Annotated in this window: 20 protein-coding genes and 1 riboswitch; of the genes, 8 read left to right on the forward strand and 12 right to left on the reverse strand. The window is 76.5% G+C overall.

The genetic code is table 11. The annotated features are described in order from the left end of the window. The first annotated feature begins 39 nt into the window (after positions 1-39). The gene (locus E1O70_RS20565) at positions 40-162 is read left to right on the forward strand and encodes a hypothetical protein (RefSeq protein WP_255218739.1); all 123 of its coding nucleotides are present in this window, start codon (positions 40-42) and stop codon (positions 160-162) included. Here the strand turns inward: E1O70_RS20565 and recD are convergent. The 6 genes from recD to E1O70_RS08030 all read right to left on the reverse strand — a co-directional run bounded on the left by recD (position 138) and on the right by E1O70_RS08030 (position 11,978). After that, positions 138-2,201 carry an exodeoxyribonuclease V subunit alpha gene (gene recD / locus E1O70_RS08005; RefSeq protein ID WP_082774313.1) on the reverse strand — a complete coding sequence of 688 codons (2,064 nt, stop codon included), beginning with the start codon at positions 2,199-2,201 and terminating at the stop codon, positions 138-140. The two genes, E1O70_RS20565 and recD, sit on opposite strands and share 25 nt — an antisense overlap. Further along, a complete protein-coding gene (locus E1O70_RS08010) occupies positions 2,198-5,746 on the reverse strand; it encodes a UvrD-helicase domain-containing protein (RefSeq protein ID WP_082774312.1) in 3,549 nt (1,182 codons plus the stop codon). Before E1O70_RS08010 ends, recD begins: the two co-directional genes overlap by 4 nt. After that, positions 5,743-9,201 carry an exodeoxyribonuclease V subunit gamma gene (recC, locus tag E1O70_RS08015; RefSeq protein WP_240696646.1) on the reverse strand — a complete coding sequence of 1,153 codons (3,459 nt, stop codon included), beginning with the start codon at positions 9,199-9,201 and terminating at the stop codon, positions 5,743-5,745. The genes E1O70_RS08010 and recC overlap by 4 nt, the downstream gene beginning before the upstream one ends. Before the next feature lie 173 nt (positions 9,202-9,374). Continuing rightward, entirely contained in the window at positions 9,375-10,097 is a 723-nt protein-coding gene (locus E1O70_RS08020; RefSeq protein WP_061267129.1) for a class I SAM-dependent methyltransferase, read from the reverse strand. Positions 10,098-10,251: 154 nt separating this feature from the next. Beyond that, positions 10,252-11,490: an O-succinylhomoserine sulfhydrylase gene (locus E1O70_RS08025; RefSeq protein ID WP_061267128.1), complete on the reverse strand. Its 1,239-nt coding sequence runs from the start codon at positions 11,488-11,490 to the stop codon at positions 10,252-10,254. Continuing rightward, positions 11,487-11,978, reverse strand: a complete 492-nt coding sequence (locus E1O70_RS08030; RefSeq protein ID WP_082774311.1) for a rhodanese-like domain-containing protein — start codon at positions 11,976-11,978, stop codon at positions 11,487-11,489. Before E1O70_RS08030 ends, E1O70_RS08025 begins: the two co-directional genes overlap by 4 nt. Before the next feature lie 251 nt (positions 11,979-12,229). Between E1O70_RS08030 and E1O70_RS08035 the strand changes: the two genes are divergently transcribed. From E1O70_RS08035 to E1O70_RS08045, 3 genes are all read left to right on the forward strand, one after another. Beyond that, positions 12,230-12,841, forward strand: coding sequence for a hypothetical protein (locus E1O70_RS08035; protein ID WP_128957621.1), 612 nt, complete (start codon positions 12,230-12,232; stop codon positions 12,839-12,841). A 45-nt stretch (positions 12,842-12,886) separates the two neighbouring features. Further along, positions 12,887-13,002, forward strand: a riboswitch (SAM riboswitch). A 33-nt stretch (positions 13,003-13,035) separates the two neighbouring features. Continuing rightward, the gene (locus E1O70_RS08040; protein WP_061267126.1) at positions 13,036-14,469 is read left to right on the forward strand and encodes an aminotransferase class V-fold PLP-dependent enzyme; all 1,434 of its coding nucleotides are present in this window, start codon (positions 13,036-13,038) and stop codon (positions 14,467-14,469) included. Positions 14,470-14,581: 112 nt separating this feature from the next. Next, the gene (locus E1O70_RS08045; protein WP_082774310.1) at positions 14,582-15,229 is read left to right on the forward strand and encodes a GNAT family N-acetyltransferase; all 648 of its coding nucleotides are present in this window, start codon (positions 14,582-14,584) and stop codon (positions 15,227-15,229) included. A 124-nt stretch (positions 15,230-15,353) separates the two neighbouring features. Here E1O70_RS08045 and E1O70_RS08050 read toward each other — a convergent pair whose 3' ends face one another. Beyond that, positions 15,354-15,527, reverse strand: a complete 174-nt coding sequence (locus E1O70_RS08050) for a CsbD family protein (protein ID WP_034652831.1) — start codon at positions 15,525-15,527, stop codon at positions 15,354-15,356. A gap of 91 nt (positions 15,528-15,618) precedes the next feature. On the opposite strand from E1O70_RS08050, the gene E1O70_RS08055 reads away from it, so the two are divergent. Further along, positions 15,619-16,218, forward strand: a complete 600-nt coding sequence (locus tag E1O70_RS08055) for a GNAT family N-acetyltransferase (protein ID WP_061267191.1) — start codon at positions 15,619-15,621, stop codon at positions 16,216-16,218. 100 nt (positions 16,219-16,318) lie between these two features. On the opposite strand, the gene E1O70_RS08060 is transcribed toward E1O70_RS08055, so the two are convergent. Genes E1O70_RS08060 through E1O70_RS08070 form a run of 3 tightly spaced genes read right to left on the reverse strand, consistent with a single transcriptional unit; the run spans position 16,319 to position 20,164 of the window. Beyond that, complete coding sequence (locus tag E1O70_RS08060; RefSeq protein WP_061267125.1) at positions 16,319-17,386, reverse strand: MaoC family dehydratase; 1,068 nt, start codon at positions 17,384-17,386, stop codon at positions 16,319-16,321. Further along, positions 17,383-18,756 (reverse strand): 3-oxoacyl-ACP reductase, encoded by a 1,374-nt coding sequence (locus tag E1O70_RS08065; protein ID WP_061267124.1) that lies wholly within the window; start codon positions 18,754-18,756, stop codon positions 17,383-17,385. Before E1O70_RS08065 ends, E1O70_RS08060 begins: the two co-directional genes overlap by 4 nt. A 25-nt stretch (positions 18,757-18,781) precedes the next feature. Then, the gene (locus E1O70_RS08070) at positions 18,782-20,164 is read right to left on the reverse strand and encodes an acetyl-CoA C-acetyltransferase (RefSeq protein WP_061267123.1); all 1,383 of its coding nucleotides are present in this window, start codon (positions 20,162-20,164) and stop codon (positions 18,782-18,784) included. 285 nt (positions 20,165-20,449) lie between these two features. Here E1O70_RS08070 and E1O70_RS08075 point away from each other — a divergent pair, with 285 nt between their 5' ends. Both E1O70_RS08075 and E1O70_RS08080 read left to right on the forward strand, forming a co-directional pair. Continuing rightward, entirely contained in the window at positions 20,450-21,193 is a 744-nt protein-coding gene (locus E1O70_RS08075; protein WP_240696639.1) for a TetR/AcrR family transcriptional regulator, read from the forward strand. Then, positions 21,190-23,322: an acyl-CoA dehydrogenase family protein gene (locus E1O70_RS08080; RefSeq protein ID WP_061267122.1), complete on the forward strand. Its 2,133-nt coding sequence runs from the start codon at positions 21,190-21,192 to the stop codon at positions 23,320-23,322. Before E1O70_RS08075 ends, E1O70_RS08080 begins: the two co-directional genes overlap by 4 nt. 280 nt (positions 23,323-23,602) lie before the next feature. Here the strand turns inward: E1O70_RS08080 and E1O70_RS20110 are convergent, their stop codons facing one another. Together E1O70_RS20110 and E1O70_RS08095 are read right to left on the reverse strand one after the other, a co-directional pair. Continuing rightward, the gene (locus E1O70_RS20110; protein WP_061267121.1) at positions 23,603-24,676 is read right to left on the reverse strand and encodes a DUF2599 domain-containing protein; all 1,074 of its coding nucleotides are present in this window, start codon (positions 24,674-24,676) and stop codon (positions 23,603-23,605) included. Beyond that, positions 24,673-25,113 (reverse strand): NUDIX hydrolase, encoded by a 441-nt coding sequence (locus tag E1O70_RS08095; RefSeq protein WP_061267120.1) that lies wholly within the window; start codon positions 25,111-25,113, stop codon positions 24,673-24,675. The genes E1O70_RS20110 and E1O70_RS08095 overlap by 4 nt, the downstream gene beginning before the upstream one ends. Positions 25,114-25,359: 246 nt before the next feature. Between E1O70_RS08095 and E1O70_RS08100 the strand changes: the two genes are divergently transcribed. Next, on the forward strand, positions 25,360-25,656 hold the full coding sequence (locus E1O70_RS08100) for a hypothetical protein (protein WP_128957619.1): 297 nt from the start codon (positions 25,360-25,362) through the stop codon (positions 25,654-25,656). The last annotated feature ends 14 nt before the right edge of the window (positions 25,657-25,670 follow it).

Below are 25,670 nucleotides of genomic sequence, written 5' to 3' on the forward strand. Positions count from 1 at the left end.
TCCCCGGGGCGACTGCGCACGCCTGCCAGGATGGTCGTCATGGACGTCCCCTCGCTGATCATGGGCGCCGCCGTCGCGTCCGTCGCCTGGATCGTGCTCGTGCCCTGGGGCCGACTCAAGGAGCTGCGCGAGCGCGATCAGGCGGAGCGCACCGAGGACTGACCGCCGGGCAGCGGAGTCCGCAGCCCGCTCGCCCGGTGGACCGGGCTCGTCACCGCGGTGCGCACGGCGTCCTCGGAGCCGACGACGCGCACGAACGACTGCGCGCGCGTCACCGCCGTGTACAGCAGCTCGCGCGTGAGCAGCGGCGAGGTCGCGGGCGGCAGGACGAGCGTGACGCGGTCGAACTGGCTGCCCTGCGCGCGGTGGACCGTCATGGCGTGCACGGTCTCCACGGGCGGCAGCCGGTGCGTGCGCACGCGCAGCGGCGCGCGCGGGTCCCCGAACACGGCGACGACCCCGCCCGAGGGCTCCGCGACGAGCACGCCGGTGTCGCCGTTGTAGAGGCCGACCTCGGCGTCGTTCGTCGTGACGAGCAGGGGCCGCCCGGCGACCCACGGGGAGTCGGTCGTGTGGTGGCCGGTCGCCTCCTCGACCCACGCCTCGACCTGCGCCGCCCACCGGCCGCGCCCCGCGGGCCCGCGCCGGTGCGCCACCATGACGCGGTGCCGCGCGAGCGCGTCGAGCGCGGCGGCGGCGTCCCCGGCGCGCGCGGCCTCGACGAGCAGGGTCCCCGCCGCGACGGCGTCCGCGCGGACCGCAGCCAGCACCGCGTCGTCCGGCTCGTCGTCGGGCGTCTCGAGGAACTCCACGGACCCGTGCCCCGCGCGCAGCAGGGCGAGCGTCGCCTCTGCGTCCTCGGCCCGGATCGCGGCAGCGAGCGGCAGGATCTCCGAGTCGCGGTCCTGACGGTGGACGGTGCGCAGCCGGACGACGCCGTTGCCGAGCACCGCCCGGTCGTCGACCTCGCCGTCGGCGGGCGGCGGCGCGTCGGCCAGCGCGGTCTCGGCCGCCGCGAGCACGACCGGTGCGGTGGCCGGGGGCGTGACGGGCTCGCGGTGCACGAGGTCGCCGAGCACGGCACCGGCCTCCACCGAGGCGAGCTGGTCCGGGTCCCCGACGAGCACGAGCCGCGCGTCGGGCCGCAGCGCCTCGAGCAGCCGCGCCATGAGCGGCAGCGCGACCATCGACGTCTCGTCGACGACGACGACGTCGTGCGGCAGGTGGTGGTGCGCGTCGTGGCGGAACCGCGTGCTGCTGCCCGGCCGGTACCCGAGCAGGCGGTGCAGCGTCGTCGCGACGGGCGTCCCGACGCGCGCGCGGTCGGCGGCGTCGCCGAACCCGGCGACGACCTCGCGCACCGCCTCCTGGAGCCGTGCGGCCGCCTTCCCGGTCGGGGCGGCGAGCGCGACGCGCAGCGCCGTGCCCTGGTCGGCCGGGACGTTCGCCCCCGCGCGCGACGGAGCGGGCGCCGCCGCGGTCGCGGGGCGGGCAGCGTCGTGCGGGACGGCGTCGTGCAGGACGGCGAGCAGCCGCGCGACCGTCGTCGTCTTGCCCGTGCCGGGGCCACCCGTGAGGACGGTGAGCCGGCGCGTGGCGGCGTGCGCGGCGGCGAGCCGCTGCCGCGTGTCCTCCGCCGCGGGGAAGAGGCGGGCCAGCGCGACGTCGAGGCGGTCGGCGTCGACCGGCAGGTCGGGCGCCGCGAGCCGACCGTCGACGTCGTGCCGGACCGCGAGCTCGTCGCGCCAGTAGCGGTCGAGGTACAGCGCGCCCCCGACCCAGCGCGCGGGCCTGTCGGGCGCGCCGTCGACCCCGACGGCGACCAGCGGGCTGCGCGCGACCGCGCCGGCCCACGCGGCGCGGTCCGGCCACGGCAGGTCCGCGGCGTCGGTCCGGGCGGCCTCCTCGTCCTCGGGCAGCGCCAGGGAGCCGAGGTCGTCGAGGCGCACGCACACGGAGCCGCTGCGCACGGCACGGACGGCGAGCGCGACGGCGAGCAGCACCTGGTCGTCGTGCTCGCCCGTGAGCCGGCCGAGCCGCAGCGCGACGCGCACGTCGGCGGCCGAGACCACGCGCGCGACGTTGAACGGCGCCAGGCCCGCCGGCACGCCGACGGCGAGCCGCGGGTCGCCCTCGTCGACCACGTCGCCCGCAGGAGGAGCGGTGGGCCGGAGCGCCGACCCGGGAGTGGTCGTGGTCATGCGCGACCTCCGTCGAGCAGGGCGGACAGGGCGACGACGAGCCCGGGCGGCGGGCTCCAGGCGACGACGCCGTACGGGGTGCCGTCGGGGCCGCGGGGCGTGTCCGGGCCGGCCATGCCGCGCACGAAGAGGTACGCCCCACCGGCGAGGTCGCGGTCCGGGTCGTAGTCGCGCACGCGCCACCGCAGGTAGCGGTGGAGCGCGACGAGGTAGAGCACGAGCTGCAGCGGGTAGTGCGAGGCGAGCATCGCGTCGCGCATGGCGTCGGGGTGGTAGTCGCCCACGGCGAGCGGGACCCCGGGCGGCCCGACGCGGTTCGTCTTGTAGTCGACGACCAGGTACCGGTGGCGGCCGCCCGGATCCCCGTCCGGAGCGCCGTCGGGACCCGGGGCGGGCACGCGCAGCACGGCGTCGATCGAGCCCGTGAGGTAGCCGCGCAGCGGGACGCCGCCGGTGCTCGTGCCCGTCTCGGACTCGTCGGCCAGCGCCGCCAGGAGGTCGGGGTATCGGGCGAACGCGTCGTCGGCGGGCAGGTGCGCCCGCAGGACGTCCGCGAGGTCGCGCAGCGTCGCGGGACGCACGCCCTCCGTCTCGTCGCCCCCGGCGAGCGGGAGCTCGAACTCGAGCTCGGGCAGCCGGTCCCGCGGGTCGACGTCGGCGAGCGTGAGCCCGCCCGCGATCGGGCCGAGCGGCGTGCGCAGCGACAGGCCGAGCGCCGTCGCGAGCGCGACGGGCTCGACGCCCGGCACGCGGACCGTCGCCGCCTGCGCACAGCGGGCGCGCACCTCGGCGTCGAGGTCGTCGGCCGCGGTGTCGACGTACTCGAGGATCTCGTGCACGAGCGTGCCGAACGCGGTGCCGCCCGGCTGCCCCTCGTACGGGGACGGCACGTCCGCGCCGGGGCGTGGGGTCGAGGCCGGGGCCGAGGGCGCGGCGGTGTCGTCGTCGGTGGTCTCCTCCGGCTCGTCCTGCACGCCCGGGTCCTCGGGCTCGCTCTCGATCCCGCCGACCGGGCCGTGGTGCGCGGCCGCGGTCAGGGCCGAGTACGACGCCCGCCGCCAGTCGCGGTCCGGGAGGTGGACCGCGGTCGCGAGCGCGAGGTCCGTGCCCGACCGGGTGCCGGGCGACCAGGGCTCGCCCTTCGGCCGGGCGTCGACCTGCTCGACGACGACCGTCCCGCCCGACCGCGCCGCGACCGCCTCGAACGCGGACCGGACGGCGTCGTCGCGCATCGCGTCGGGCCGTGCGTGGCGCCCGGGCTCGCCGCCGAGCATCCGGTCGGCGAGCAGGAGGCGGGTGAGCGGTCCCGATCCCGTGCTGCGCTTCGTGGGGGTCCAGTGCACGACGACCTGGTGCCGAGCCCGGGTGAGCGCCACGTACAGCAGGCGCAGGTCCTCGCCGAGCTCTTCGTCGCGCCAGCGCGCCTTGGCGTCCACGAACCCGGGGGAGCCGACCCCGCCGAGGTGCAGCACGCGCTGCCCGTGGTCGTCGTGGAACGCGAACAGCTCCTGGTCGTCGGGCTCGAACCGCTCCCACCCGAACGGGACGTAGACGACGCCGAACTCCAGACCCTTCGCGGCGTGCACGGTGACGACCTGCACGGCGGCGGCGTCGGTCTCGAGACGGCGGGTGCGCTCGTCGGTGAAGACCGTCCCGACCTCGGCGATCCGGGTCCGGAGCCAGGCCGTGAGCGCGGCCGTGCCGAGCCCCTCGGTCGTCGCGGCCTCGTGCAGCGCATGCGTGACGTGGCGCAGGTCGGTGAGGTAGCGCTCGCCGTCGGCGCGCGCCATGACACGGGCCGTCGCCCCGCGCCGTGCGGCGACCTCCGCGACCGCGGCCACGCCCCGGTCGGCGAGCAGGTGCGCCCAGGCCCGGACCGTGTCGCCGAGCTCGTCGTGGTCCGCGTCGTCCGCCGTCGCGAGGCGCTGCGCGTCCCAGCCGACGAACGGGGTGAGGGCGAGCGCCGTCGCGCGCCGGTGGAGGCCCGGCTGCTCCAGCGCCGCGAGGAGCGTGAGCCAGTCCTGCGCCGCGGCCGACCCGAACACGCTCGACGGCCCGGAGACGACCGCGGGCACGCCCAGCGCGACGAGCGCCGAGCGCACCGCCTCGGCCTGCGCGTTCGTGCGCGTCAGCACGGCGACGTCGCGCGGCTCGAGCGGGCGCCAGCGCGCCGCGTCGCTCGCCGCCCCGCCGGCGTCGTCGCGCACGCGGTCGCCCCCGCCGGACGCGGTGCCGAGACGGCTCGCGACGTCGGCCGCGACGTCCTTCGCGAGCAGGCCGCGCGCGTCCGGGGCCGACGGCGCCGACGAGGCGCCCAGCCGGTAGGCGCGGCGCGTCACCTGCCGCAGCCGCACCGGCGCGCCGCCGGAGAACCGTGCCTCGGGGTGCGCCGCGTCGACCGGACGCACGACGATGCGCGGGTCGCCGAGCGCCGTCTCGCCGAGCAGCGCGTGCAGGCCCGCGAGGAGCGGGCCGTCGCTGCGCCAGCTCGTGCTGAGCGTCGCGGTGTCCGTCGCGTCCTCGACGGCCTGCAGGTACGTCACGACGTCCGCGCCGCGGAACGCGTAGATCGCCTGCTTGGGGTCCCCGATGAGGACGAGCGCGCTGCTCTCGTCGGGCCGCCCGTGGAACGCGGTGCGCAGGATCGCCCACTGCTCGGGGTCCGTGTCCTGGAACTCGTCCACCATGACGACGCGGAACCTCGACCGGACGCGCTGCGTCGCCGTCGCACCGTGCTCCGGGTCGGTGAGGGCGCGTCGCAGCAGGACGAGGAGGTCGTCGTAGTCGAGCAGGTGCATCGCCCGCTTGCGCGCCTCCACCTCGCGGCGGGCGGCGACGGCGACCTCGTACCGCGCCGCGGCCACCGAGCCCTCGGCCGCGTCCGACGGCGCGACCACCGCCCCGTGGTCGCTCACCGCCGCGCGGGCGACCGCGCGCACGTCGCGCGGCGAGAGGATCGGCTCGCTCTGGTCGGCGAACCGCCGCACGTACAGGTCGTCCGTGACCTCCTCGACGAGGTCGGCCACGTCGGGCAGGAAGCTCGTCGCGAGGTCGACGTCGGCCGCCGTCCCGAGCGCGGTGAGCATCTGCTGGCAGAACCCGTGCGTCGTCGTGATCGTCGCGGCGTCGAGCTGGGACAGCGCGACGCGCAGGCGCTCGCGACGGCGGGCGAGCTCGTCGGCGTCGACCGCGGCGAGGAACGTGACGAGCTCGTCGGCGCTGTGCGCCGGGTCGTGGCCGCGCAGCGCGCGCTCGGTCGCGACGAGGCGCTCGCGCACGCGGTCGCGCAGCTCCGACGTCGCGGCCCGGCCGAACGTCACGAGCATGATCTCGGGCAGCGCCGCCACGCCCTCGGCGACGTAGCGCGTGGTGAGGGTCGCGATGGTGTGCGTCTTGCCCGTGCCGGCGCTCGCCTCGAGCACGACCGTCCCGCGCGGCAGGTCGCCGAACGGGTCGAAGCGCCGCGGGCTCCCCGCGACGGGTCCGGGCACCGCGGGTCCGGACGCCGCGGCGGGCGTGGCGGGTGCGGACGTCGGGCCGCTCATCGCGCACCTCGCAGCTCGTGCTCCAGCAGGGGGTCCCACACGCGGCGCGCGAGCGCGCCGAGGCGGGTCGGGTCGTCGGGGAAGCGGCCCAGGTCGGCGGTCGTCGCGTGGCCCGCGAGGTCGGGGAGCGCCGGGTCCTGGCCCCACGCGAGCACGACGTACGGGTCCTTGCGCTCGAAGCCCTTGTTCCACGCCCACCCGGCGCGCATCAGGGCGTCGCGCGCGTCGGTGGTGCGCCGCTCCTCGGCGTAGCGGAGCGCGACCTCGGGCAGCAGCGGCAGGGGCTCGCGGGCGGCCTCGTCGCGCAGGGCCACGAGGTCGGCCAGCACGGCGGCCGCCGTGTCGCGGTCGGGCGGCGTGAGCGTCGACCACGCGACCCCCGGGCCGCGGGGCGATCGGCCGATCGCGACGGCGTCCCACGGGCGGTCCGGGTCGCTCACGCGCAGCGCGAGCGCCTGCACCCAGGCGCGCAGCCGGTGCTTCGGCCCGAGCCGCGAGTACTCCGTACGCACCACGCGCGCGCCGTGCACGCCCGGCACGCTGCCGACGAGCGTGCCGCCGTCCGGGAGGGTCGCTCGCACGTCGACCGTCTCGGCGGAGCTCAGCACGTCCTGGCTCACGGGACGACCGGCCGCGACGTCGGCCTCGCGCGCGGCCTCGACGGACGCGACCCGGAGCGGCCCCACGGCCCGGACGACCTCCTGGAGCGCCGACCGGCCGAGCTCGCGCGGCGGGACCTGGCCGCGGCGCCACTCGGCCTGCATCGCGCGGTTCGGGTCGACGCCCGCGAGCGCGGCCCGCAGCACGCGGTCGCCCACGCCCCAGCCCGCGAGCCCCGTGAGGGAGAGGGGCAGCCGGTCCTCGACGTCCTCCTCCTCCAGCACGAGACCCACGTCGAGCGTGTGCTGCGCGAACCAGCGGGGCGCGTTCTCGAGCAGGCGGACCAGGTCGTCGAGCTCGACGTCCACGCGGCCCCCGGTCGCCGTGGGCGACCCCGGTCCTTCGATGGAGCCGACGGCGGCACCGGTCGGCAGCGAGAGCGGTGCGCCGACGAGGGCCCCGACCGGCTCACGCTTCTGGCGCGCCTGGCGGGCCCCGGCGAACGCGGCGTCGTCGTGGCTGAACGGTCCGGGGACGCCGAGCGCGCCCGGCGTGAAGTTCCGCTCGTCGACCGTCTGGAGCGGGTGCTGCACGACGACCTGCTCCCGCGCGGGGCGCCCGTCGGCCGTGGTGGCCACCCGGTCCAGCGCGTCGAGCAGCTCCGCCACGGGCACCGCGGGCGGGCGCGGCGCCCCGGTGCGCTCGTCGGCCCCCGTGTGCACGACGACGAGGTGGTCGCCCGCCGCGGCGACGGCGTCGAGGAAGATCTGCCGGTCCTCGCTGCGCGCGTCGCGCTCGCCGATCTCGGGGTGCCGGGCGAGCAGGTCGTCACCCGCGGGCGCGGCGGTGCGGGGGAACACGCCGTCGTCGAGCCCGAGGAGGCAGACCACCCGGTGCGGCACGGAGCGCATCGGCTCGAGCGAGCACACGGTGAGCGCGCCCGTGCGGAACCCGGCGCGCGTGGGGCGCCCGGCGAGGCGGTCGTCGAGCAGCGCCCGCACGTCCGCGAGCCGCAGCGCGACGCCGCCGTGCGCGGCACCCGCCGCCCGGACGTCGCCCAGCACGCGGCGCGCGGAGCCGATCTGCCACGCCTCCGTCGGCGGCGCCTCCGCCAGGAGCGTGAGCGCGCGGTCGAGGGTGTCGAGCCAGTGCGCGAGCGGGTGCACGCCGTCGAGGCCGCGCAGGATCTCCGTGAGCCGCGCAACGAGCTCCGCGAGCCGGCCCGCGAGGTCCACGTCCGTCGAGCCGATGTCGTCCAGCGGGAGCGCAGGCCCGACGAACCGGGCGTCCTCGTCGGCCATCGCGGCGCCGAGCAGGATGCGGTCGAGCGCCGCGTCCCACGTGCCCTGCCGCACGTGCTCGTCGATCCCGAAGCGGGCACGCCGCTCGCCGTCCTCGCCCCAGTGGACCCCCGCCTCGACGGCCCACTGCCGCAGGCGGTCGACGTCGTCGTCGGAGAAGCGGAACCGGCGGCGGACCGGGCCGCTCGCCGCGAGGTCGAGCACCTCGGACGCCGTGACGCGGCCGTCCGCGAGGCGCAGCAGCGTGGCGAGCAGCGCGAGCACGGGGTTGGTGGTCCCGGCGCCGCGGTCCGCGAGGCTGACCCGCAGCCGCTGGCCGGGGTGCGCGTCGTCGCCCAGCTCAGGGACGGCGCCGAAGGTCGCGGTGACGAGCGGCGCGAACGTCTCGACGTCGGGGCACAGCACGATGACGTCGCGCGCCTGGAGCGTCGGGTCGGCGGAGAACAGGCCGACGAGCGTCTCGCGCAGCACCTCGACCTGCCGGGCGCGGCCGTGGCACGCGAGCACCTGCACGGAGCGGTCCGTCGGGTCCAGCGCGTGGGTGCCGTCCGGTGCGTCGGCCCGCAGCGCGGACTGCAGCGCGCCGAGCAGGGTCGGTGGCGGGGGCGCCGCCTCGTGGTGGGTCTCGCGCGCCTCGCCCGCGGCGAGCCGCAGCTGCAGCTCGACCGTGTCCCGGCCGGTGGACGCGAGGAACGGGTGGCGCGCGAACGTCGGCAGGTCCGCGCGACGCCGGACGGGCGCGCCCGCGCGGTCCGAGCCCGGGTCCGCGTCGCCCTTGGAGGGGTCGCCGGCGGACGCGGCGACCGTCGCCCACAGCGCCGGCGAGGGGTGCACGAGCCACAGGTGGACGTCGCGGTGCGCGGCGAGCGCGCGCAGGACCCGGAGCTCGTCCTCGGGGAGCCGCGTCGGTCCGAACACGGACAGCCGCGGCGGCAGGTCGACGGCCGCTGGGTCCGCGCGCAGCGCCGCGACCGCCTCCGTCACGCGCCGCGCCGGGTCCGTCGCCGGGACGCGCTCCACCAGGCGGCGCCACAGCTCGGGCTGCCACGCGAGGTCGTCCGGCGCGACGGCGGTCCCCGCGACCGGGGCCGACCACGCGAGCACGACCTCGGGCCGCTGGCGGGCGTAGTCGACCAGGAGGTCCGCGAGCCGTCGCGCGAGCGTGAGCCGCCGGCCCCGCCGCACCTCGTCGCTCGGGTCGCCGACGTAGCGCGCGAGCGGCGCCGCCCAGGGCTCGGCGAGGTGCGCGTCGAGCACCTCGAGCACCGACCACGCGAGCCGCTCGGGCCGCCACGGGTCGTCGTCGGGGTCGAGGTCCGTGAGGTCGGCCACGACCTGCTCGACGAGCCGCCGCGGGCCCCGGAAATCCACGTTCGCGCAGATCCCCGCCGTCTCGCCCGCGCCCAGGTGGTGCGAGAGCCGCTGCGCGAGCCACCGCTCCACCCCGCGCGTCGGGACCGCCACGACGTCCGGCGTGAACGGGTCCGCCGGGACCTCCGCGAGCACGGCGGCGAGCGGCGCCACGAGCGCCTCGGCACGCTCGGAGCGGTGCACGTGCAGCAAGAGGACCCCTGTCGATGGTGGTGGCGTGATCATGTGCCCGGCCCGTGGCCGTGCGCTACGAGGAATCTACGAGGTGCGACCCACACCGTCGAACCGCCCTCCACAGGTTGATCGTGCCCGTGACCGAGCACCCAGCGCCCGCGTCGGAACCGGTCGGCGTTCTCTCAGCCGCGCCGTGCGACGAACACCCACTCGCGACCCGGGCGGTCGGGCGCGTCCCGGACGTCCACGACCTCGAACCCGCACGCCACGAGCGACGTCTCGACCTCCTCGCGCTCCCGGAAGCGCAGCGTCGAGTCGGAGTGGAGCGTGGTGCCGTCGGGCAGCACGGTCGTGTCGTGGAAGGACACGAAGGGGAGCGACACGTCGGTGAGGTCGGTCCACGACTCGACCGGGCCGACGTCGGGCACGTCCACGCGCGTGGTCGTCGCCTCGCGGACCCACCCCTCCCAGGCCCGACGGGCGGGCACGCGCGTCTCGAGCACCAGCCACCCGCCCGGCGCGAGCGCGTCGTGGACGCCCCGCAGCGTCGCGGCCCACGCGTCGTCGGTGAGGAACACCTGCGCGACGTTCGCCGTCATCGTCGCGAGGTCGACCTGGAGCGGGGGGAGGGCCGTCGCGTCGCCGTGCAGCCAGCGCACGCGCTCGGCGCCCGGCTTCGTGCGGGCGACGTCGAGCGACGCACCCGCCGGGTCGAGGCCGACCACCTCGACGCCGCGCTGCGCGAGCAGGCACGCGAACGTCCCGGTGCCGCACCCGACGTCGAGCACTCGGCGCGCGCCCAGCTCGTCGACGATCGCGACGTAGGCGTCGAGGTCGGACCGGTCCGGGTCGAGCGGGTCGTAGAGGGCGGCGAGGCGGGGGTCGTCGAAGAGGGCGTCGGGCACCCGACGACGCTACGAAAGCTCACGTGACCGGTCCACCCGATCCGGGGAAGCCCCCGGTGCCGACCAGGCCCCTGCTGCCCGCTGAACAGGTGGTTGTGGCCCGTCCCGACGTCGGGACGGGCCACAACCGCCTGCTCGGCGGGAGGCGGGGGGGTCAGGAGTTCAGGGCTTGCTCGACGTCCTCGATGATGTCTTGCGGGTCTTCCAGGCCCACCGACAGGCGCACGGTCGTCTCCGCGATCCCGACGGCGGCGCGGCCCTCGGGGCCGAGCTTGCGGTGGGTCGTGGTGGCCGGGTGCGTGACGAGGGACTTCGCGTCGCCGAGGTTGTTCGAGATGTCGACGACCTGGAGCGCGTCGAGGAACGTGAACGCGCGCTTCTTCGCCGTCTCGGGGTCGGTGCCCTCGGGCACGGCGAGGTCGAACGTCACGACGGTCCCGCCGCCGCTCTGCTGCGACCGCGCGAGCTCGCGCTGCGGGTGCGACGCGAGGAACGGGTAGCGCACGCGGCCGATCCCGGGGAGCTGCTCCAGCGCCTCCGCGACCTGCGCCGCCGCGGCGTTCTGAGCGGCGACGCGCACGGGCAGCGTCTCGAGGCCCTTGAGCAGCACCCACGCGTTGAACGCCGAGAGCGACGGCCCGGTGTTGCGGATGAAGGTCTGCACCGGGCCGGTGACGTACTCCTCCGTCCCGAGGATCGCGCCGCCGAGCACGCGGCCCTGCCCGTCGATGTGCTTGGTCGCCGAGTAGACGACGACGTCGGCCCCGAGCTCGAGCGGCCGCTGCAGCAACGGCGTCGCGAACACGTTGTCGAGCACGACGACCGCGCCGGCGGCGTGCGCGAGCTCGCTCACGCGCCGCGCGTCGACGATGTCCTGCATGGGGTTGGACGGCGTCTCGAAGAACACGACGTCCGCGGGGGTGGACAGCGCCTCCTCCCACTGCGACAGCACGTGGCCGTCGACGTAGTCCGTCCGCACGCCCCACTTCGCGAAGATCTCGTCGAAGATGACGAGGCTCGACCCGAACAGCGCGCGCGCCGCGACGATGCGCGACCCGGACCGCACCAGCGCGGCGAGCGCAGTGAACACGGCGGACATGCCGGACGCCGTCGCGTAGCACGCCTCCGCACCCTCCAGGAGGCGCAGGCGCTCCTCGAACGTGTGCACGGTCGGGTTGCCGTAGCGTGAGTAGACGAACCGGTCGAGCTCTCCCTTGAACGCCGCCTCGGCGTCCGCCGCACGGTCGTACGTGTAGCCCTGCGTGAGGAACAGTGCCTCGGAGGTCTCCTGGAACTCGGTGCGCGCGTGGCCGCCGCGCACGGCGAGCGTCGCGGGACGGGCGCTCACGGGCAGGGGCTTGCGGCCGGAGCCGCCGGGCGCGACCGCGCTCACCGGGCGGCCTCGTCGAACGTCGTGGTGGGCAGCCCGCGGACCTTCCAGCCCTCGACGTCCCGCAGGCCCGAGAACCCCTGGGCGCCCTCGAAGCCCTCGAGCACGTTGTACGACGGCCCGAGCCCGGCAGCCGTGGCCGCGCGCGCCGCGCCGATCGACCGCTGGCCCGAGCGGCACAGGAACACGACGGGACGCTCGTCGCCGGGCGTCAGACCTGCCTCGACGAGCCGGTCGAGGAACCGCGGGTTGGGGCCCGCCGGGGTCACCCACTCGTCGAACAGGACGTCGCGGCCGAGCTCCGTGGCGTCGGGCACGCCGATGGTGCGCCACTCGCCCTCGGTACGGACGTCCACGAGCACGGCGCGCTCGTCGCGCGCGAGCAGGTCCCACGCCTGCTGCGGGGTGAGGTCGCCGGCGTAGCCGACGGCGGGACGCGCCTCGGGGGGTGCCGGCCGGGGTGCCGACGCCTGCTGGGACTGGTCGCTCATGAGAGTCCTCCTCCATCGATCGTGGCAGTAGCACCCTGCGCCCGGCCGCCGAGGCGGTCCGGGGGGTTGCTGCGGCGTCGACGTGCCACGTCACTCGGCCGCTCCGGATGGTTGGCTCGGATCGTACGCCACGCGTCCGACGTGCGGAACGCCCGTCTCGGGGAGCGGCCCGTGAGGGGTGCCCGACGCCGCGCGGCTCCGCTAGCGTGGCCGCGCGGCCGGGCGGGGGTCCCGGCGGGCGGGGGGAGTCGATGCAGACGGGACGAGCACGCGCTGCGGGCGCGGGCGTGGCGGCGGTCGTCGTCGCGGCGGGCGCTTGGTGGTGGGCCGCGTCCGGCGGGGAGGAGCCCCCGCAGGGTGTCGTGAGCGTGGGGCCCGTCGGGGACGATGCCGCGCGGACGCCCGGGGAGCGGCCGTCCGTCCACCCGGTTCGCCCCGAGGGCGAGCGACCCGACGACGAGCGGCCCGACGGCGAGCGGCTCGACCCGCCCCCGCCGTCGTCGGACGGGGCCGCGGCGCACCGGGGCGAGCCGGTCGACCTGGCCGATCACACGGTCGGCGGGTACGAGGGCTGGTGGAGCTCCGACGGGAACGGCGCGGCGTGCGACGCCTACGCCGACGCGCACCCGGAGGTCGTGCTCGCGAGCACCCGCACGGGCGCGGTGATCGAGGCCCACACGCGCGGTGTGCGCCTCCAGCGCCCGCCGGCGACACCGCCGGGCGACCCGGCGCGGTGGCCGGCCGACTCGGTCGTCGTGCTCGACGCCGGCACGGGGGAGGTGCTCGAGTCGTTCGCGGTCGACGAGTCGGGGTGGCGCCTTGAGACGCCCGTGGGCTGCGTCCCGCCATCCGAGACGCCTTGACCACCGGTTGACACGCCGCCGTCCGCGCGGACATCCTGGTCCGCAGGTCATGAGTGCCAGCGCGAAACCCCGGTTTGCTGGCCGGCAACCCTCCTCTCGCGGCGGGGTGCCCCGGGTGACGACCAGGCCGCACGCCGACCGGCGGGCGGCAAGCGCGGGGAGGTTCTCCCCGGACGACCCTGGAGGACTGTGCCATGACTGCTCTCGCGGACGTCTCGTGTCCCACCGACGCCCCGGCCCCTGACCTCGCGGCGCTCGCCGACGCGCCCGCGCTCCTGCCCGTCGTCGGCGGGGACACGCTCGTCCCGCTCGTCGACGGCCGCAGCGTGCCGTACGCGAACCTCGACGTCGCGGCCTCGGCCCCGGCGCTGCGCTCGGTCGCGGACCGCGTGACCGAGGTGCTGCCGCTCTACGCGAGCGTGCACCGCGGCGCGGGCTACCTCTCGCAGGTCTCCACGGCGCTCTACGAGGCGTCGCGCCGCACGATCGGTGCGTTCGTCGGCGCACGCGAGGACGACGTCACGGTCGTCACGCGCAACACGACCGACTCGCTCAACCTGCTCGCGGGCTGCGTCCCGGCGAACGCGGACGGCACGCCCGGGCGCGTGCTCGTCCTCGACGTCGAGCACCACGCGAACCTGCTGCCGTGGCAGCGCGCCGGCGGCGCGACGGTCCTCGCGGGCGGCGCGTCCGTCGCGGAGACGCTCTCGGGCCTGCGCACCGAGCTCGCGCGCTTCCCGTACGCGCTCGTCGCCGCGACCGGCGCCTCCAACGTCACGGGCGAGTCCCTGCCCGTCGCCGAGGTCGTCCGCGCCGCGCACGACGCCGGGGCGCGCGTCGTGCTCGACGGCGCGCAGCTCGTCCCGCACCGCGGGTTCTCGCTCGCCGCGTCGGGCGTCGACTACGTCGCGTTCTCGGGGCACAAGACCTACGCGCCGTTCGGCGCGGGGGCGCTCGTCGGGCGGCGCGACTGGCTCGACGCGGGCACCCCCTACCTCGCGGGCGGCGGCGCCGTGCGCCAGGTCGCGGTGACCGGGACCCAGTGGCAGACGGCGCCCGCACGCCACGAGGCCGGCTCGCCGAACGTGGTGGGCGCCGCGGCGCTCGCGGCGGCGTGCGACGCGCTCGCCGCGCTCGACCCGACCGACCTGCACGCGCACGAGGCGGCGCTCCGCGCGGCCCTCGTCGCGGGCCTGGAGGCGGTCCCGGGTGTCCGGGTCGTGCGCGTGTGGGACGACGCCGTCGACCCGGTCGGCGTCGTGACGTTCGCCGTCGAGGGCCACGACCCGGGCCTCGTCGCCGCCTACCTCTCGGCCGAGCACGGCATCGGCGTGCGCGACGGCCGGTTCTGCGCGCACCCGCTGCTCGCGCGCCTCGGCTACGACGCGGGCGCGATCCGCGCCTCGGTGGGCGTCGGGACGACCGGTGCGGACGTCGTGCGTCTCGTCGAGGCCGTGCGCGCGTACGTCGAGCAGGGCCCGACGACCCGGTACGAGGTCGTCGACGGCTGCTGGGCCGTCGTGGACGACCCCCGCCCGGTCCCCGTGGGGTCCGGCCTGGAGGGGCTCTTCGCGACCGCGGCGGCGGGCTTCCTCGCCGACGCGGCGGGCTGCGGGCCGGCCGTCTGACCGGCGTCGGCGGCCGACGGCGGAGCCCGTTCACCGGACCGTCGCCGAGCGTTGTCCACCGCGTCGCCGGACCCTCTTGGCGCGGTGTTCCGCGTGTGCTCTGATATGCGCTGTGCTGCACGACGTCGTCCTCTCGGGGCACGGTTTCCGGCTGGAACCGCTGGCCCTGGAGCACGCTGAGACGCTGGCCGGCCTCGTCGACGAGGCGATGTGGTCAGGGATGAGCATCCCCCTGCCCTACGGGGTCGCGGGGATGGCCGATCTCGTGGCCGCGACCCGTGCGGCCCCGGACCTCACGGGCTTCGTCGTGCGCGCCGTCGGCCCCGACGGCGCGCCCGGCGCCGTGCTCGGCAGCACCGCGTTCCGCGACCTGTCGCTCGTCGACCGCCGCGTCGAGGTGGGCCGCACGTTCTACGCGCGCTCCACGTGGGGGAGCCTCGTCAACCCTGTGGCGAAGTGGCTGCTGCTGCGCCACGCGTTCGAGACGTGGGACGTGCACCGGGTCGGCTTCCGCGTCGACACGCGCAACGCGCGCTCGCTCGGGGCCATGCGCCGTCTCGGCGCCCACGAGGAGGGCGTCATGCGCGGCCACCGCACCGCGCCCGACGGGACGCGCGCCGACTCCGTGCTGTTCTCGATCCTCGCGCCCGAGTGGCCCGGGGTCGAGGTGGGTCTCCTCGCGCGGATCACGGCCCCGCGCGTCGTGCCGGTGCTCGCCCCGGCGCCGTCGGCCGACGTCCGGCCGCTCGCCGCGTCCTGACCGTCGCGGCTCCCAGTCGTCGCGTCCGTCGCGTCCCGGGCGTCGCATCCCGGGCGAACGGCCCCGGAGACGCCACGAGGGCCCCGCCGGAGCGGAGCCCTCGTGAGCAGAACGGTGGAGCACGTCAGCGGTCGAACGCGTCCTTGACGTCGTCGCCCGCCTGCTTGACGTTGGCCTTGGCCTGGTCGCCCTGGCCCTCGGCCTCGAGCCGCTCGTTGTCCGTGAGCTTGCCCGCGCCTTCCTTGAGCTTGCCACCCGCCTCTTCGGCGGCGTGCTTGGCCTTGTCTCCGAGTCCCATGGGTGCTCCTCTCGTCGGTACCTCTCGACCGTAACCACGGTCGGCCGGGTTCGCACGCGGTCGAGCCACCGGGGTGTGGTGGGATGTGCGGGTGCAGCACGACACCGTCCTCGAAGGCTTCGGCGTCCGTCTCGAACCGCTCGCCGCGACCCACGCGCCGGCGCTCGGCGCCCTCGTCGACGACGGCATCTGGGCGGGCATGTCCAGCGCCGTCCCGCGCGGCACGGAGGCGATGGAGGGCTACGTGCGCGACGCGGTCGCCGCGCCGGGCCGGCTCGCGTTCGCGGTCCTGGGCGCCTCCAGCGCTCCCGGTGCGGACGGCGCGACCGCCGACGCCGTGGTCCGCGGCTCGACGTCGCTCTACGAGTGGGTGCCGTCGCAGGGCCGGGTCGAGCTCGGGTCCACGTTCTACGCGCGCGAGTGGTGGGGTGGGACGACGAACCCGGCCTGCAAGTACCTCCTGCTGCGGCACGCGTTCGAGGACCTCGGGGTCGCGCGTGTCGCGCTCCGCGCCGACGCCCGCAACAGCCGGTCCATCGGGGCGATCCGGCGCCTGGGCGCGGTGCCGGAGGGCGTCCTGCGCAGCCACCGCGTGGCGCCCGACGGCTCCCGCCAGGACACCGCCTACTTCTCGGTCCTCCGCGACGAGTGGCCGACCGTCCGCGCCGGCCTGCTCGCCCGCCTCCCCTGACGGGGCTGTCCCGCCGAGCACGAGCCTGCGCGGCGTCGAGCACGGGGTAGGTGTCGTCATGCGCTCGAGAACGACAAGAACCCCGTGCTCGGCGGCGAGGTCAGGGGCGCGGCGTGACGCGGCCCGCGAGGTGGAGTCGGCCCTTGCCGTCCCACGCCTGGTAGGCGACGCCCGTGCCCGGGTCGCCCGCGCCGTCGGGCACGGCCGCCGCGACCTGCCCGACGGCGTCCCGCACCTCGGCGCGCACGTCGCCCGCCGGGCGCAGCGCGACGTCGACCGTGCCGGGCAGCAGCACCGGCTTGGCGAACGTGACGGTCCAGTCGTAGGCGTCGCCGCGACCGGGGCCCGCCTCGGCGAGCGCCCGCGCCGCGGTGTACATGCCGTGCGCGATGGCCCGCGGGAACCCGAACGCCTTGGCGCCCAGCGCCGAGGTGTGGATCGGGTTGCGGTCGCCCGACACCGCCGCGTACGCGCGGCCCGTCCCCGCCCCGAGCGTCCACCGCGCGGTGGGCAGGGGCGGGACGAACGCGGCGGGGCCGTCGGCGTCGGCCGGGGCGGGGCCGCCCGGGAGGGACGCGCCCTTCGCGAGGTACGTCGAGACGCCCCGGTAGGCGAGCGTCGTCGCGGCCAGCCCGCTCCCCGCGGCGCGCTCGTCGTCCGTGCGCAGCACCGAGACCTCGGTGACGAGGTCCACCTGGACCCCGCGACGGTGCGGGCGCAGGTCCTGCGCCCACGCGCGGACCTCGAGCGCGTCCCCGAGCCGCACCGGGCGCAGCACGGACACCGAGTTCGCGAGGTGCACCATGCCGAGCAGCGGGAGCGGGAAGTCGGCCCGCACCATGACGGCCGTCGCGAGCGGGAACCCCAGCACGTGCAGGTACCCGGCGGGCAGGACGTCCGACGGCGCCTCGCCCACGAGCCGCGCGTACCGCGCGAGGTGCGCGGCGCTGCCGACGTGGCCCGGCGCCGCGTCGTCGCCCGTCGGGACGGCCGCGACCCGGTAGGTGACGTCCGGGAGCGTGAGCTCCGTCCGGTCGCCCCGGACGGGCAGCCGGTGCGCCGCCGCGATCCGGCCCGACGCCGCGAGCCCGCGCACGTACAGGCCGCCCAGACCCGGGACGGCGGGCAGCGTCTCGACGCGCGCCGCGGCGCCCGCGGGCGCCGTCACCGGCCCACCACGTTCTGCCCGCACACGCGCAGCACCTGCCCGTTGACGCCCCCGGCCGCGGGCGACGCGAGGAACGCGATCGCCTCGGCCACGTCCACGGGCTGGCCGCCCTGCTGGAGCGACGCGACGCGGCGCGCGACCTCGCGCTGCACGAACGGGATCGACGCCGTCATGTCCGTCTCGATGAAGCCCGGCGCGACGGCGTTCGCCGTCCCGCCCGGACCGCCCGGCGCCGCGAGCAGGCGGGCGAACGCGCGCGTGTGCCCGATGACGCCCGCCTTCGAGAACGCGTAGTTCGCCTGGCCGCGGTTGCCCGCGATCCCGCTCGTCGAGGCGAGCGAGACGACGCGCGGCGCGGAGGAGAACCCGTTCGCGCCGAGCAGGTACTCCGTGATCCGCAGCTGCGCGGCGAGGTTCACCGCGACCACCGCGTCCCACTTGTCGGGCGACATGTTGGCGAGCAGCTTGTCGCGCAGGATGCCGGCGTTGTGCACGAGGACGTCGAGCCCGCCGTGCCGCGCGCGGGCGTGCTCGAGGATCCGGGCACCCGCGTCGTCGGCGGTCACGTCGAGCTGCAGCGCCGTGCCCTTGATCTCGTTCGCGACCCGGGCGAGCGCCTCGCCCGCCGCGGGCACGTCGACCACGACGACCTTCGCGCCGTCGCGCGCGAGCGTCCGGGCGACCTGCGCCCCGATGCCGCGGGCCGCGCCCGTGACGACGGCGACCTTGCCGGCGAGCGGCTGGTCGAGGTCGGCGGAGGTGCCCGCCGCGCCGTCGGTCGCGCTCGGGCCCACCCGGAGGAGCTGGCCGTCGACGAACGCGGACTTGGCGGACAGGAAGAAGCGGAGGGTCGCGAGGACGCTCGGGCTGTCGACAGGGGCGTCGTCGGTCACCTGGATGCCGTTGGCGGTCGCGCCGTAGCGCAGCTCCTTGGCGACGGACCGCAGGAACCCGTCGACGCCCTCGCGGGCGGCGGCGAGCTCGGGGGAGTCGGTGTCGGCGGGGGCCCGGGAGATCGTCACGACGCGGCCGTTCGGCGCGAGACGTCGGAGCGTCGCCGAGAGCGCCATGACGGGCGCGGACGCGTCCTGCGGCCGCTCGATCCCGCTGAGCACGACGACGACCGCGCCCCAGCGGGTCGTGTCGTCCGGGGTCTGGCGGACGTCGAGGTCCCAGCCGAGCAGGGCCTCGGCGACGAGGTCGGCGTCGTCGCGCACGCCGGGCGTGCCGCCGAGCACGAGCACGGGCCCGACGGTGAGCGGGTCGCCCGCGCGGAAGCGGCGCAGGACCGCGGGGCGCGGGAGGCCGAGCTTCTTGGCGAGCGTCTTCGTGAAGCCGGAGTTGACGGCCTGGACGTAGGAGTCGGTCACGGTGTTCCTCTCGGTCGTCGGGGCGTCAGGCGGCGTCGGTCGCGGGGACGGACTCGAGGATCGCGGCGACGCCGAGGCCCCCCGCGGCGCACACGGAGATCAGCGCACGCGCGGGCGCCCCGGTCTCGGCGGTGCGCTGCGCGAGGAGCTTGGCCGCCGTCGCGACGATGCGCCCGCCGGTCGCGGCGAACGGGTGGCCCGCGGCGAGCGAGGAGCCGTTGACGTTGAGCCGCGAGCGGTCGATCGAGCCGAGCGCGCCGTCGAGCCCGAGCTCGGTGCGGCAGTACTCGTCGTCCTCCCAGGCCTTGAGCGTCGTGAGCACGGTCGACGCGAACGCCTCGTGGATCTCGTAGAGGTCGAAGTCGCCGAGCGTGAGCCCGTTGCGGGCGAGCAGGCGGGGGACCGCGTGCGCGGGGGCCATGAGCAGGCCCTCGTGGCCGTGCACGAAGTCGACGGCGGCGGTCTCCGCGTCGACGACGCGCGCGAGGAGCGGCAGGTCGCGCTCGCGCGCCCACTCGGCCGAGGCGAGGAGGACGGTCGACGCGCCGTCGGTGAGCGGGGTCGAGTTGCCCGCCGTCATGGTCGGGGTGACGCCTTCCAGGCGCTTGCCGTACACCGGCTTGAGCGCGGCGAGCTTCTCGAGCGACGAGTCGGCGCGCAGGTTGTCGTCGCGCACGAGCCCGCGGAACGGGGTGACGAGGTCGTCGAAGAACCCGGCGTCCCACGCGGCCGCGAGGTGCTCGTGGCTCGCGAGCGCGAGCTCGTCCTGCGCCTCGCGCGAGATGTCCCAGCGGGCCGTCGTGATCGCCTGGTGCTCGCCCATCGACAGGCCGGTGCGCGGCTCGTCGGTCGCGGGCGTGAGGGGCGCGAGGTCGGCGGGGCGGACCTTCGCGAACGCCTTGACGCGCTGGCCGAACGTCTTGGCGTGGCTCGCCTCGAGCAGCGCCCGACGCAGGCCCTCGCTCACGGCGATGGGGGCGTCGGACACGGTGTCGGAGCCGCCCGCGACGCCCGACTCGACCTGGCCGAGACGGATCTTGTTCGCGACGGCGATGGTCGCCTCCAGGCCGGTCGCGCACGCCTGCTGGAGGTCGTAGGCCGGGGTCTGCGGGGAGAGCGACGACCCGAGCACCGACTCGCGCACGAGGTTGAAGTCGCGGGAGTGCTTGAGCACGGCGCCGCCGACGACCTCCCCGAGCCGCTCGCCCTGGAGGCCGAAGCGCGCGACGAGCCCCTCGAGCGCGGCGGTGAACATCTCCTGGTTGCTCGCGGACGCGTACTTCTTGCCGGCGCGGGCGAACGGGATGCGGTTCCCGCCCACGACCCACGCGTCGCGGGGAGCGCCCGCAGGGGCGTCTTCCCGGGGGGACTGCTCGGGGGTCGGGCGGGGGCTGGTGCTGGTGGCCACTGTGCCTCACTTCCTGTCCGTGCTCGCTGCGCTGCGTTCGGTGCCGGCCCGGGAGAGCGCCTCGGCACGGCGTGCGCGAGGCGGGGGAGAGGACCGGTTGGTGTCCAATACCAAGAGTACCTGATACTCTCGGTTTCGTGAGTCGGGTCACAGGGCTGTGCCCTGCCCCGGCGCGGCACCCGTGACGAGGTGCCGACGACATCGAGGTCGGGCGCAACGGAGGACGACGTGAACGCAGGTGCCGACGCGCGACCGGTCACCCGAGGGCGGGTGCAGCCGGCCGCGGTGGTCGACGGTCGGTCGACCCGCTGGGACGAGCACCGGGCGGCGCGCCGCGCGGAGCTCATCCGGGCGGCGAGCAAGGCGGTGCACCGGGGAGGCCCCGGGGTCTCCATGGACGAGATCGCGGCGGCGTCGGGCACGTCGAAGTCGATCATCTACCGCTACTTCGACGACAAGACCGGGCTCCAGGTCGCCCTGGGCTCCGCCGTCGTGGGGCAGATGCACGACGCCCTGACCCAGGCGGCCGAGGCCGCCGAGACGCCCAAGCGCGCGCTGCGCGCGATGGTCGGCGTGTACCTCGAGATGATCGAGAGCTCGCCCAACGTGTACTACTTCGTCACCCGGACGAGCGCCGTCGCGGGGACGGAGGAGCCCGCCGCCCAGCTCGCGGCGAGCGGCCTCACCCAGGGCGCGGGCGGCGCCGACCGCGCCCCGCTCGCCGCCTTCCTCGACTCGGTGATCGAGCTCGTCGCCGAGCCGTTCGCCCGGGTCACCGACGTCTCCCCGGCCGACGCCGCGGCGTGGGCCGCGGGCGCCGTCGGCTTCGTCCGGGGCGCCGGCGAGTGGTGGCTCGCCCACCGCGAGCGCGCCGACGTCCCCGACCGCGAGCAGCTCACCGAGCGCGTCGCCGCGTGGCTGTGGGCCGGCCCCGTCGGCGTCCTCTCCCACAACCCGGGCACGACCCGCTCGGACGCCGTCCGCCCTCCGCACCCGGCGACCGCCTCAGACCCCAAGGAGAAGCCATGACCGCCACGTCCGACCGTCCCGCGCTCGCACCGCGCACGACGAGCGCCGGCGACGCGGGCCCGACGTCGCAGGGCGACGCCCGCGTCGACGTCGCCGCGCTCGAGAAGATCCTGCTCGGCCGCTGGGCCGACCTGCGCGCGACGGCGCGCGCGACCGCGGGCGAGGAGGCGTTCCAGCGCATCGAGGGCCTGAGCCTGCGTGAGCACCGCGAGCGCGTGCTGGAGCAGATGCACCTGCTCGTGGGCAAGGGCCAGGTGTGGCGCGGGTACCCGGAGCGCCTCGGCGGCGCGGACGACGCGGGCGGCAACCTCGCCGGGTTCGAGGAGCTCGTCGCGGCCGACCCGTCGCTGCAGATCAAGGCGGGCGTGCAGTGGGGGCTGTTCGGCTCGGCCATCCTGCACCTGGGCACGCCCGAGCAGCAGGACCGCCTCCTGCCGGGCGCCATGGACCTCTCGGTGCCGGGTGCGTTCGCGATGACGGAGATCGGCCACGGGTCCGACGTCGCGAGCATCGCCACCACGGCGACGTACGACCCGGAGACCGAGGAGTTCGTCATCCACACCCCGTTCCGCGGGGCGTGGAAGGACTACCTCGGCAACGCGGGCGTGCACGGCGTGGCCGCCGTCGTGTTCGCGCAGCTGATCACGAAGAACGTCAACCACGGCGTGCACGCGTTCTACGTGCCCATCCGCGACACCGCGGGCGAGCGCGACGAGCTCGGCCGGCTGCCCTTCCTGCCCGGCGTGGGCGGCGAGGACGACGGCCAGAAGGGCGGGCTCAACGGCATCGACAACGGGCGCCTGCACTTCGACCACGTGCGGGTCCCGCGCACCGACCTGCTCGCCCGCTACGGCTCGGTGGACGCCGACGGCACGTACTCCAGCCCCATCGACAGCCCCGGGCGCCGCTTCTTCACGATGCTCGGCTCGCTCGTCCAGGGTCGCGTGTCGCTCGACGGCGCCGCGGTGACCGCGGCGAAGCTCGGCCTCGCGATCGCGGTGCGGTACGCGAACGAGCGCCGCCAGTTCACGGGCGCGACGCCGACGGAGGAGGTCGTGCTCCTCGACTACGGCACGCACAAGCGTCGCCTGATCGTCCCCATCGCGGAGACCTACGCGGCGCACTTCGCGCACGACCGCCTGCTCGACCTGTTCCACTCGGTGTTCTCCGGTGAGGAGGACACCCCGGAGCAGCGCGAGGACCTCGAGACGACGGCGGCCGCGCTCAAGGCCACGAGCACGCGGTTCGCGCTCGACGTGCTCCAGGAGACGCGCGAGGCGTGCGGCGGGGCCGGGTTCCTCACGACCAACCGCATCACGAGCCTGCGCGCCGACCTCGACGTGTACGCGACGTTCGAGGGCGACAACACCGTGCTGCTCCAGCTCGTCGCGAAGCGCCTGCTCGCCGACTACGGCAAGCAGTTCAAGGGCATCACCCCCGGCCAGATGGCGCGCGTCGTCGTCGAGCGTGCGGGCGACATGGCGCTGCACCGCACGCCGCTCAAGCGGGCCGCCCAGGCGCTCGCGGACGTCGGCGACCCGCGCCGCGCGGCCGGCCACCTGCGCGACCCCGAGACGCAGCGCGCGCTGCTCACCGACCGGGTCGAGACGATGGTCGCGGACGTCGCGCAGGCGCTGCGCCCCGCGCAGAAGGCCGACCCGGAGACGGCGACGAACCTGTTCAACGCCCACCAGGTCGAGCTCGTCGAGGCGGCCCGCGCCCACGCGGAGCTGCTGCGCTGGGAGGCGTTCACGCAGGCGCTCGACACGATCGAGGACGCGGGCACGCGCGAGGTCCTCACCACGGTGCGCGACCTGTTCGGCCTGAGCCTCGTCGAGCGGCACCTCGCCTGGTACCTGCTCAACGGGCGCCTCTCGACGCAGCGCGCGCGCACGGTGACGAGCTACCTGGACCGCCTCATCGACCGGCTGCGTCCGCACGCGCAGGACCTCGTGGACGCCTGGGGCTACGGCCCCGAGCACCTGCGCGCGACGATCGCGACGGGCATCGAGAAGGAGCGCCAGGACGAGGCGCGCGACTACTACCGGCGCCTGCGCGCGAGCGGCGACGAGCCGCGGAGCGAGAAGTCGCTGCGCAAGGCCGCGAAGGGCGGCCCGCAGGCCCGCTGACCACCCCGGCGCCGTCCTCGGCGCCACCCCGGAACGTCCTCGGCGTCGCAGGCGGAGCGGTACCGCTGCCGAGGGTCAGGCCCGGGCGGCACGACGTCCACCAGCCGTCGTGCCGCCCGGGCCGTTGCCGTCTCGGTCTCGTTCTCCGTCTCGGTCGCCGAGCACGAGGTTCCTCTCGTTCCGAGGCACATGCCGACAGGAACCTCGTGCTCGACGGGGAGGGACGTCGTGCTCGGCGGCCGAGCCGGTGCGCGGGCCGCAGTCGGGACGACGGCGGCGGTCAGGCGGGGTTGCAGCGCGCGGACATCGTGGCGAGGAGCCCGACGTCGGGCCGCCAGGGCTCGAGGTTCCACGTCGCCTTGTCCAGGGCGCCGACGGCGTGGCACACGAGCTGGTCGTGCATCGTCGGGGTGTCGGCCTCCGGCTCGGCGGCGACGACCTGCGCCCACACGAGCTCCTGGCCCGCCTGCCCCGCGGCGCGGGCCCACGCGGTCGGGTCGACGGCGAGCGAAAGGCCGCCCTCGCGCTCGCCCCAGTCGGTGCTCCGCACCGCGCGCGTGCCGAGCGGGACGACGACCTCCCACGCCCCGGCGTCGTCGGTCGTCGCGGTCCCGTCCGGGTCCCCGTCGGGAGCGCCCGCCGCGTCGCCCCCGCCCGGCGCCGTCCCCGCCGTCCCCACGAGCGTCACCTCCGCGCGGTGGGCGTCGACGAGCGCGACCCGGACGCGCGGGGTCCCGGGTGCGGGGGTGCCCGCCGCGGGGCCGGCGTCCGTGCCGTCGGCCGTCCCGCCCTCTGCCCCGCTCGCCCCGTTCGCACCGTCGGCGCCGTCCGCGCCGGGCGTGCCCGGCGCGCCGTGCCGGCCCACGACGCGCGGGGCGCCGAGCCCGCCGACGGGTGTGCCGCCGTCGTCCAGGACGGTGAGCGTGCCGTCCGGGTGGCGCACGAGCGAGCCGCCCTCCACCGAGACCACGGCTGGGGCACCCGCAAGGGCGAGCGTGACGTCGGACGCGCCCTCGGCGTCGGCCGTGACCCGGGGGGGTGCCGCCCCGCCCGACGCCGGCGGGGGCACGGCGATCTCGACCGTCGCCGTCCCGACGGGGAACCGCAGGGACGCGAGCTCGGCGTCGCCGCTCCGGTCGCCGTCCGGGTCGTCCGCGGCGCGGCCGTCCTCCGTGGTGGCGCCAGGGCCGGGGGACGGGACCCGCGCCGGTGCGGACGTCACCACGTCCGGGTCCGGCGGCGGGGTGCCGGGCGTGCACGCGGCGAGCGCGACCGGGACCAGGACGCCGACGGCGAGCGCGCCCAGCACCGTCGTCCCGGGCCGCCCGTCGGCGACCCGGCGCGGGCGGGTCACGACGGCACGGGGAGCAGGCCGGCCCAGCGGCGGGCCACGTCGACCAGGCCGACGCGGTCCAGCGCGTCGACCTCGTCGGGCGTGAACCAGCCGACGTCGTCGGTCGACTCGTCCTCCTCGACGCGCAGCTCTCCGCCTACCACGTGGGCCCGGTAGACGATGCGGATCGCGTGCAGCGACCGGTCGCGGTCCTCGGGCCGGATCCGGTCGGCGGCGTCGATCACGAGGCTGTCGACGCCGAGCAGGCCGTCGAGCTCGACGTCGTAGCCGGTCTCCTCGCGCACCTCGCGGACGGCCGCGGCGGCGGGGTCCTCGCCCGGGTCGATGCCGCCGCCGGGCAGCGTCCAGCCGCCGCGGTCCCCCTCGCTCCAGTGGGGGAGGAGCATCCGGCCGTCCTCGCGGACGACCACGGCGTAGGCGGCGACGCGGATCTGCATGGACCCATCATGCGCGACGGGTTCCCTCCGTCCGGCGCGGTGCGTCGGTCCCTCGGCTCCCCGGGGGCCAGCTCGGGGCGCTGGTCGGTGACGGAGCCCGCCGCTCGCCCCGGGAGGCGACGTCGTCGACGGACGTCCGTGTCAGCATGTGGAAGGTCCCCCCGAGCACGCGGGCGGGAGAGGACGATCCTCCCGTTCGTCCCAGGGGGGCGTCAGGAAGGGGACATCGCGATGAGGCGAAAGATCATGGCTACCGTGACCGCGGCGGCACTGGCCCTCGGAGGGGCCGTGCTCGTCCAGGGGTCGGCGGAGGCCGCGCTGTGGGCGAACTGCTCGGGGCAGATCCTGAGGAACGGCGCCGGTCAGAGCGCACCGCGGATCTCGTGCACGACCGTCGGTCCTCGGACCGAGGCGCGCGGGAAGCTGGACTGCACGGCTGCGCCCGACACGGCCACCGCCTGGGTTCGCGCGTACCAGAGCTCGACCGGGGGCTTCTGCCTGTTCGGCGCCCGCGGCTACTCCTACGAGGTCCGCGGGTACTAGCGACCACGGCGTCG

It is taken from the genome of Cellulosimicrobium funkei, assembly GCF_004519295.1.
In the GTDB taxonomy this organism is placed as follows: Bacteria; Actinomycetota; Actinomycetes; order Actinomycetales; family Cellulomonadaceae; genus Cellulosimicrobium; species Cellulosimicrobium funkei.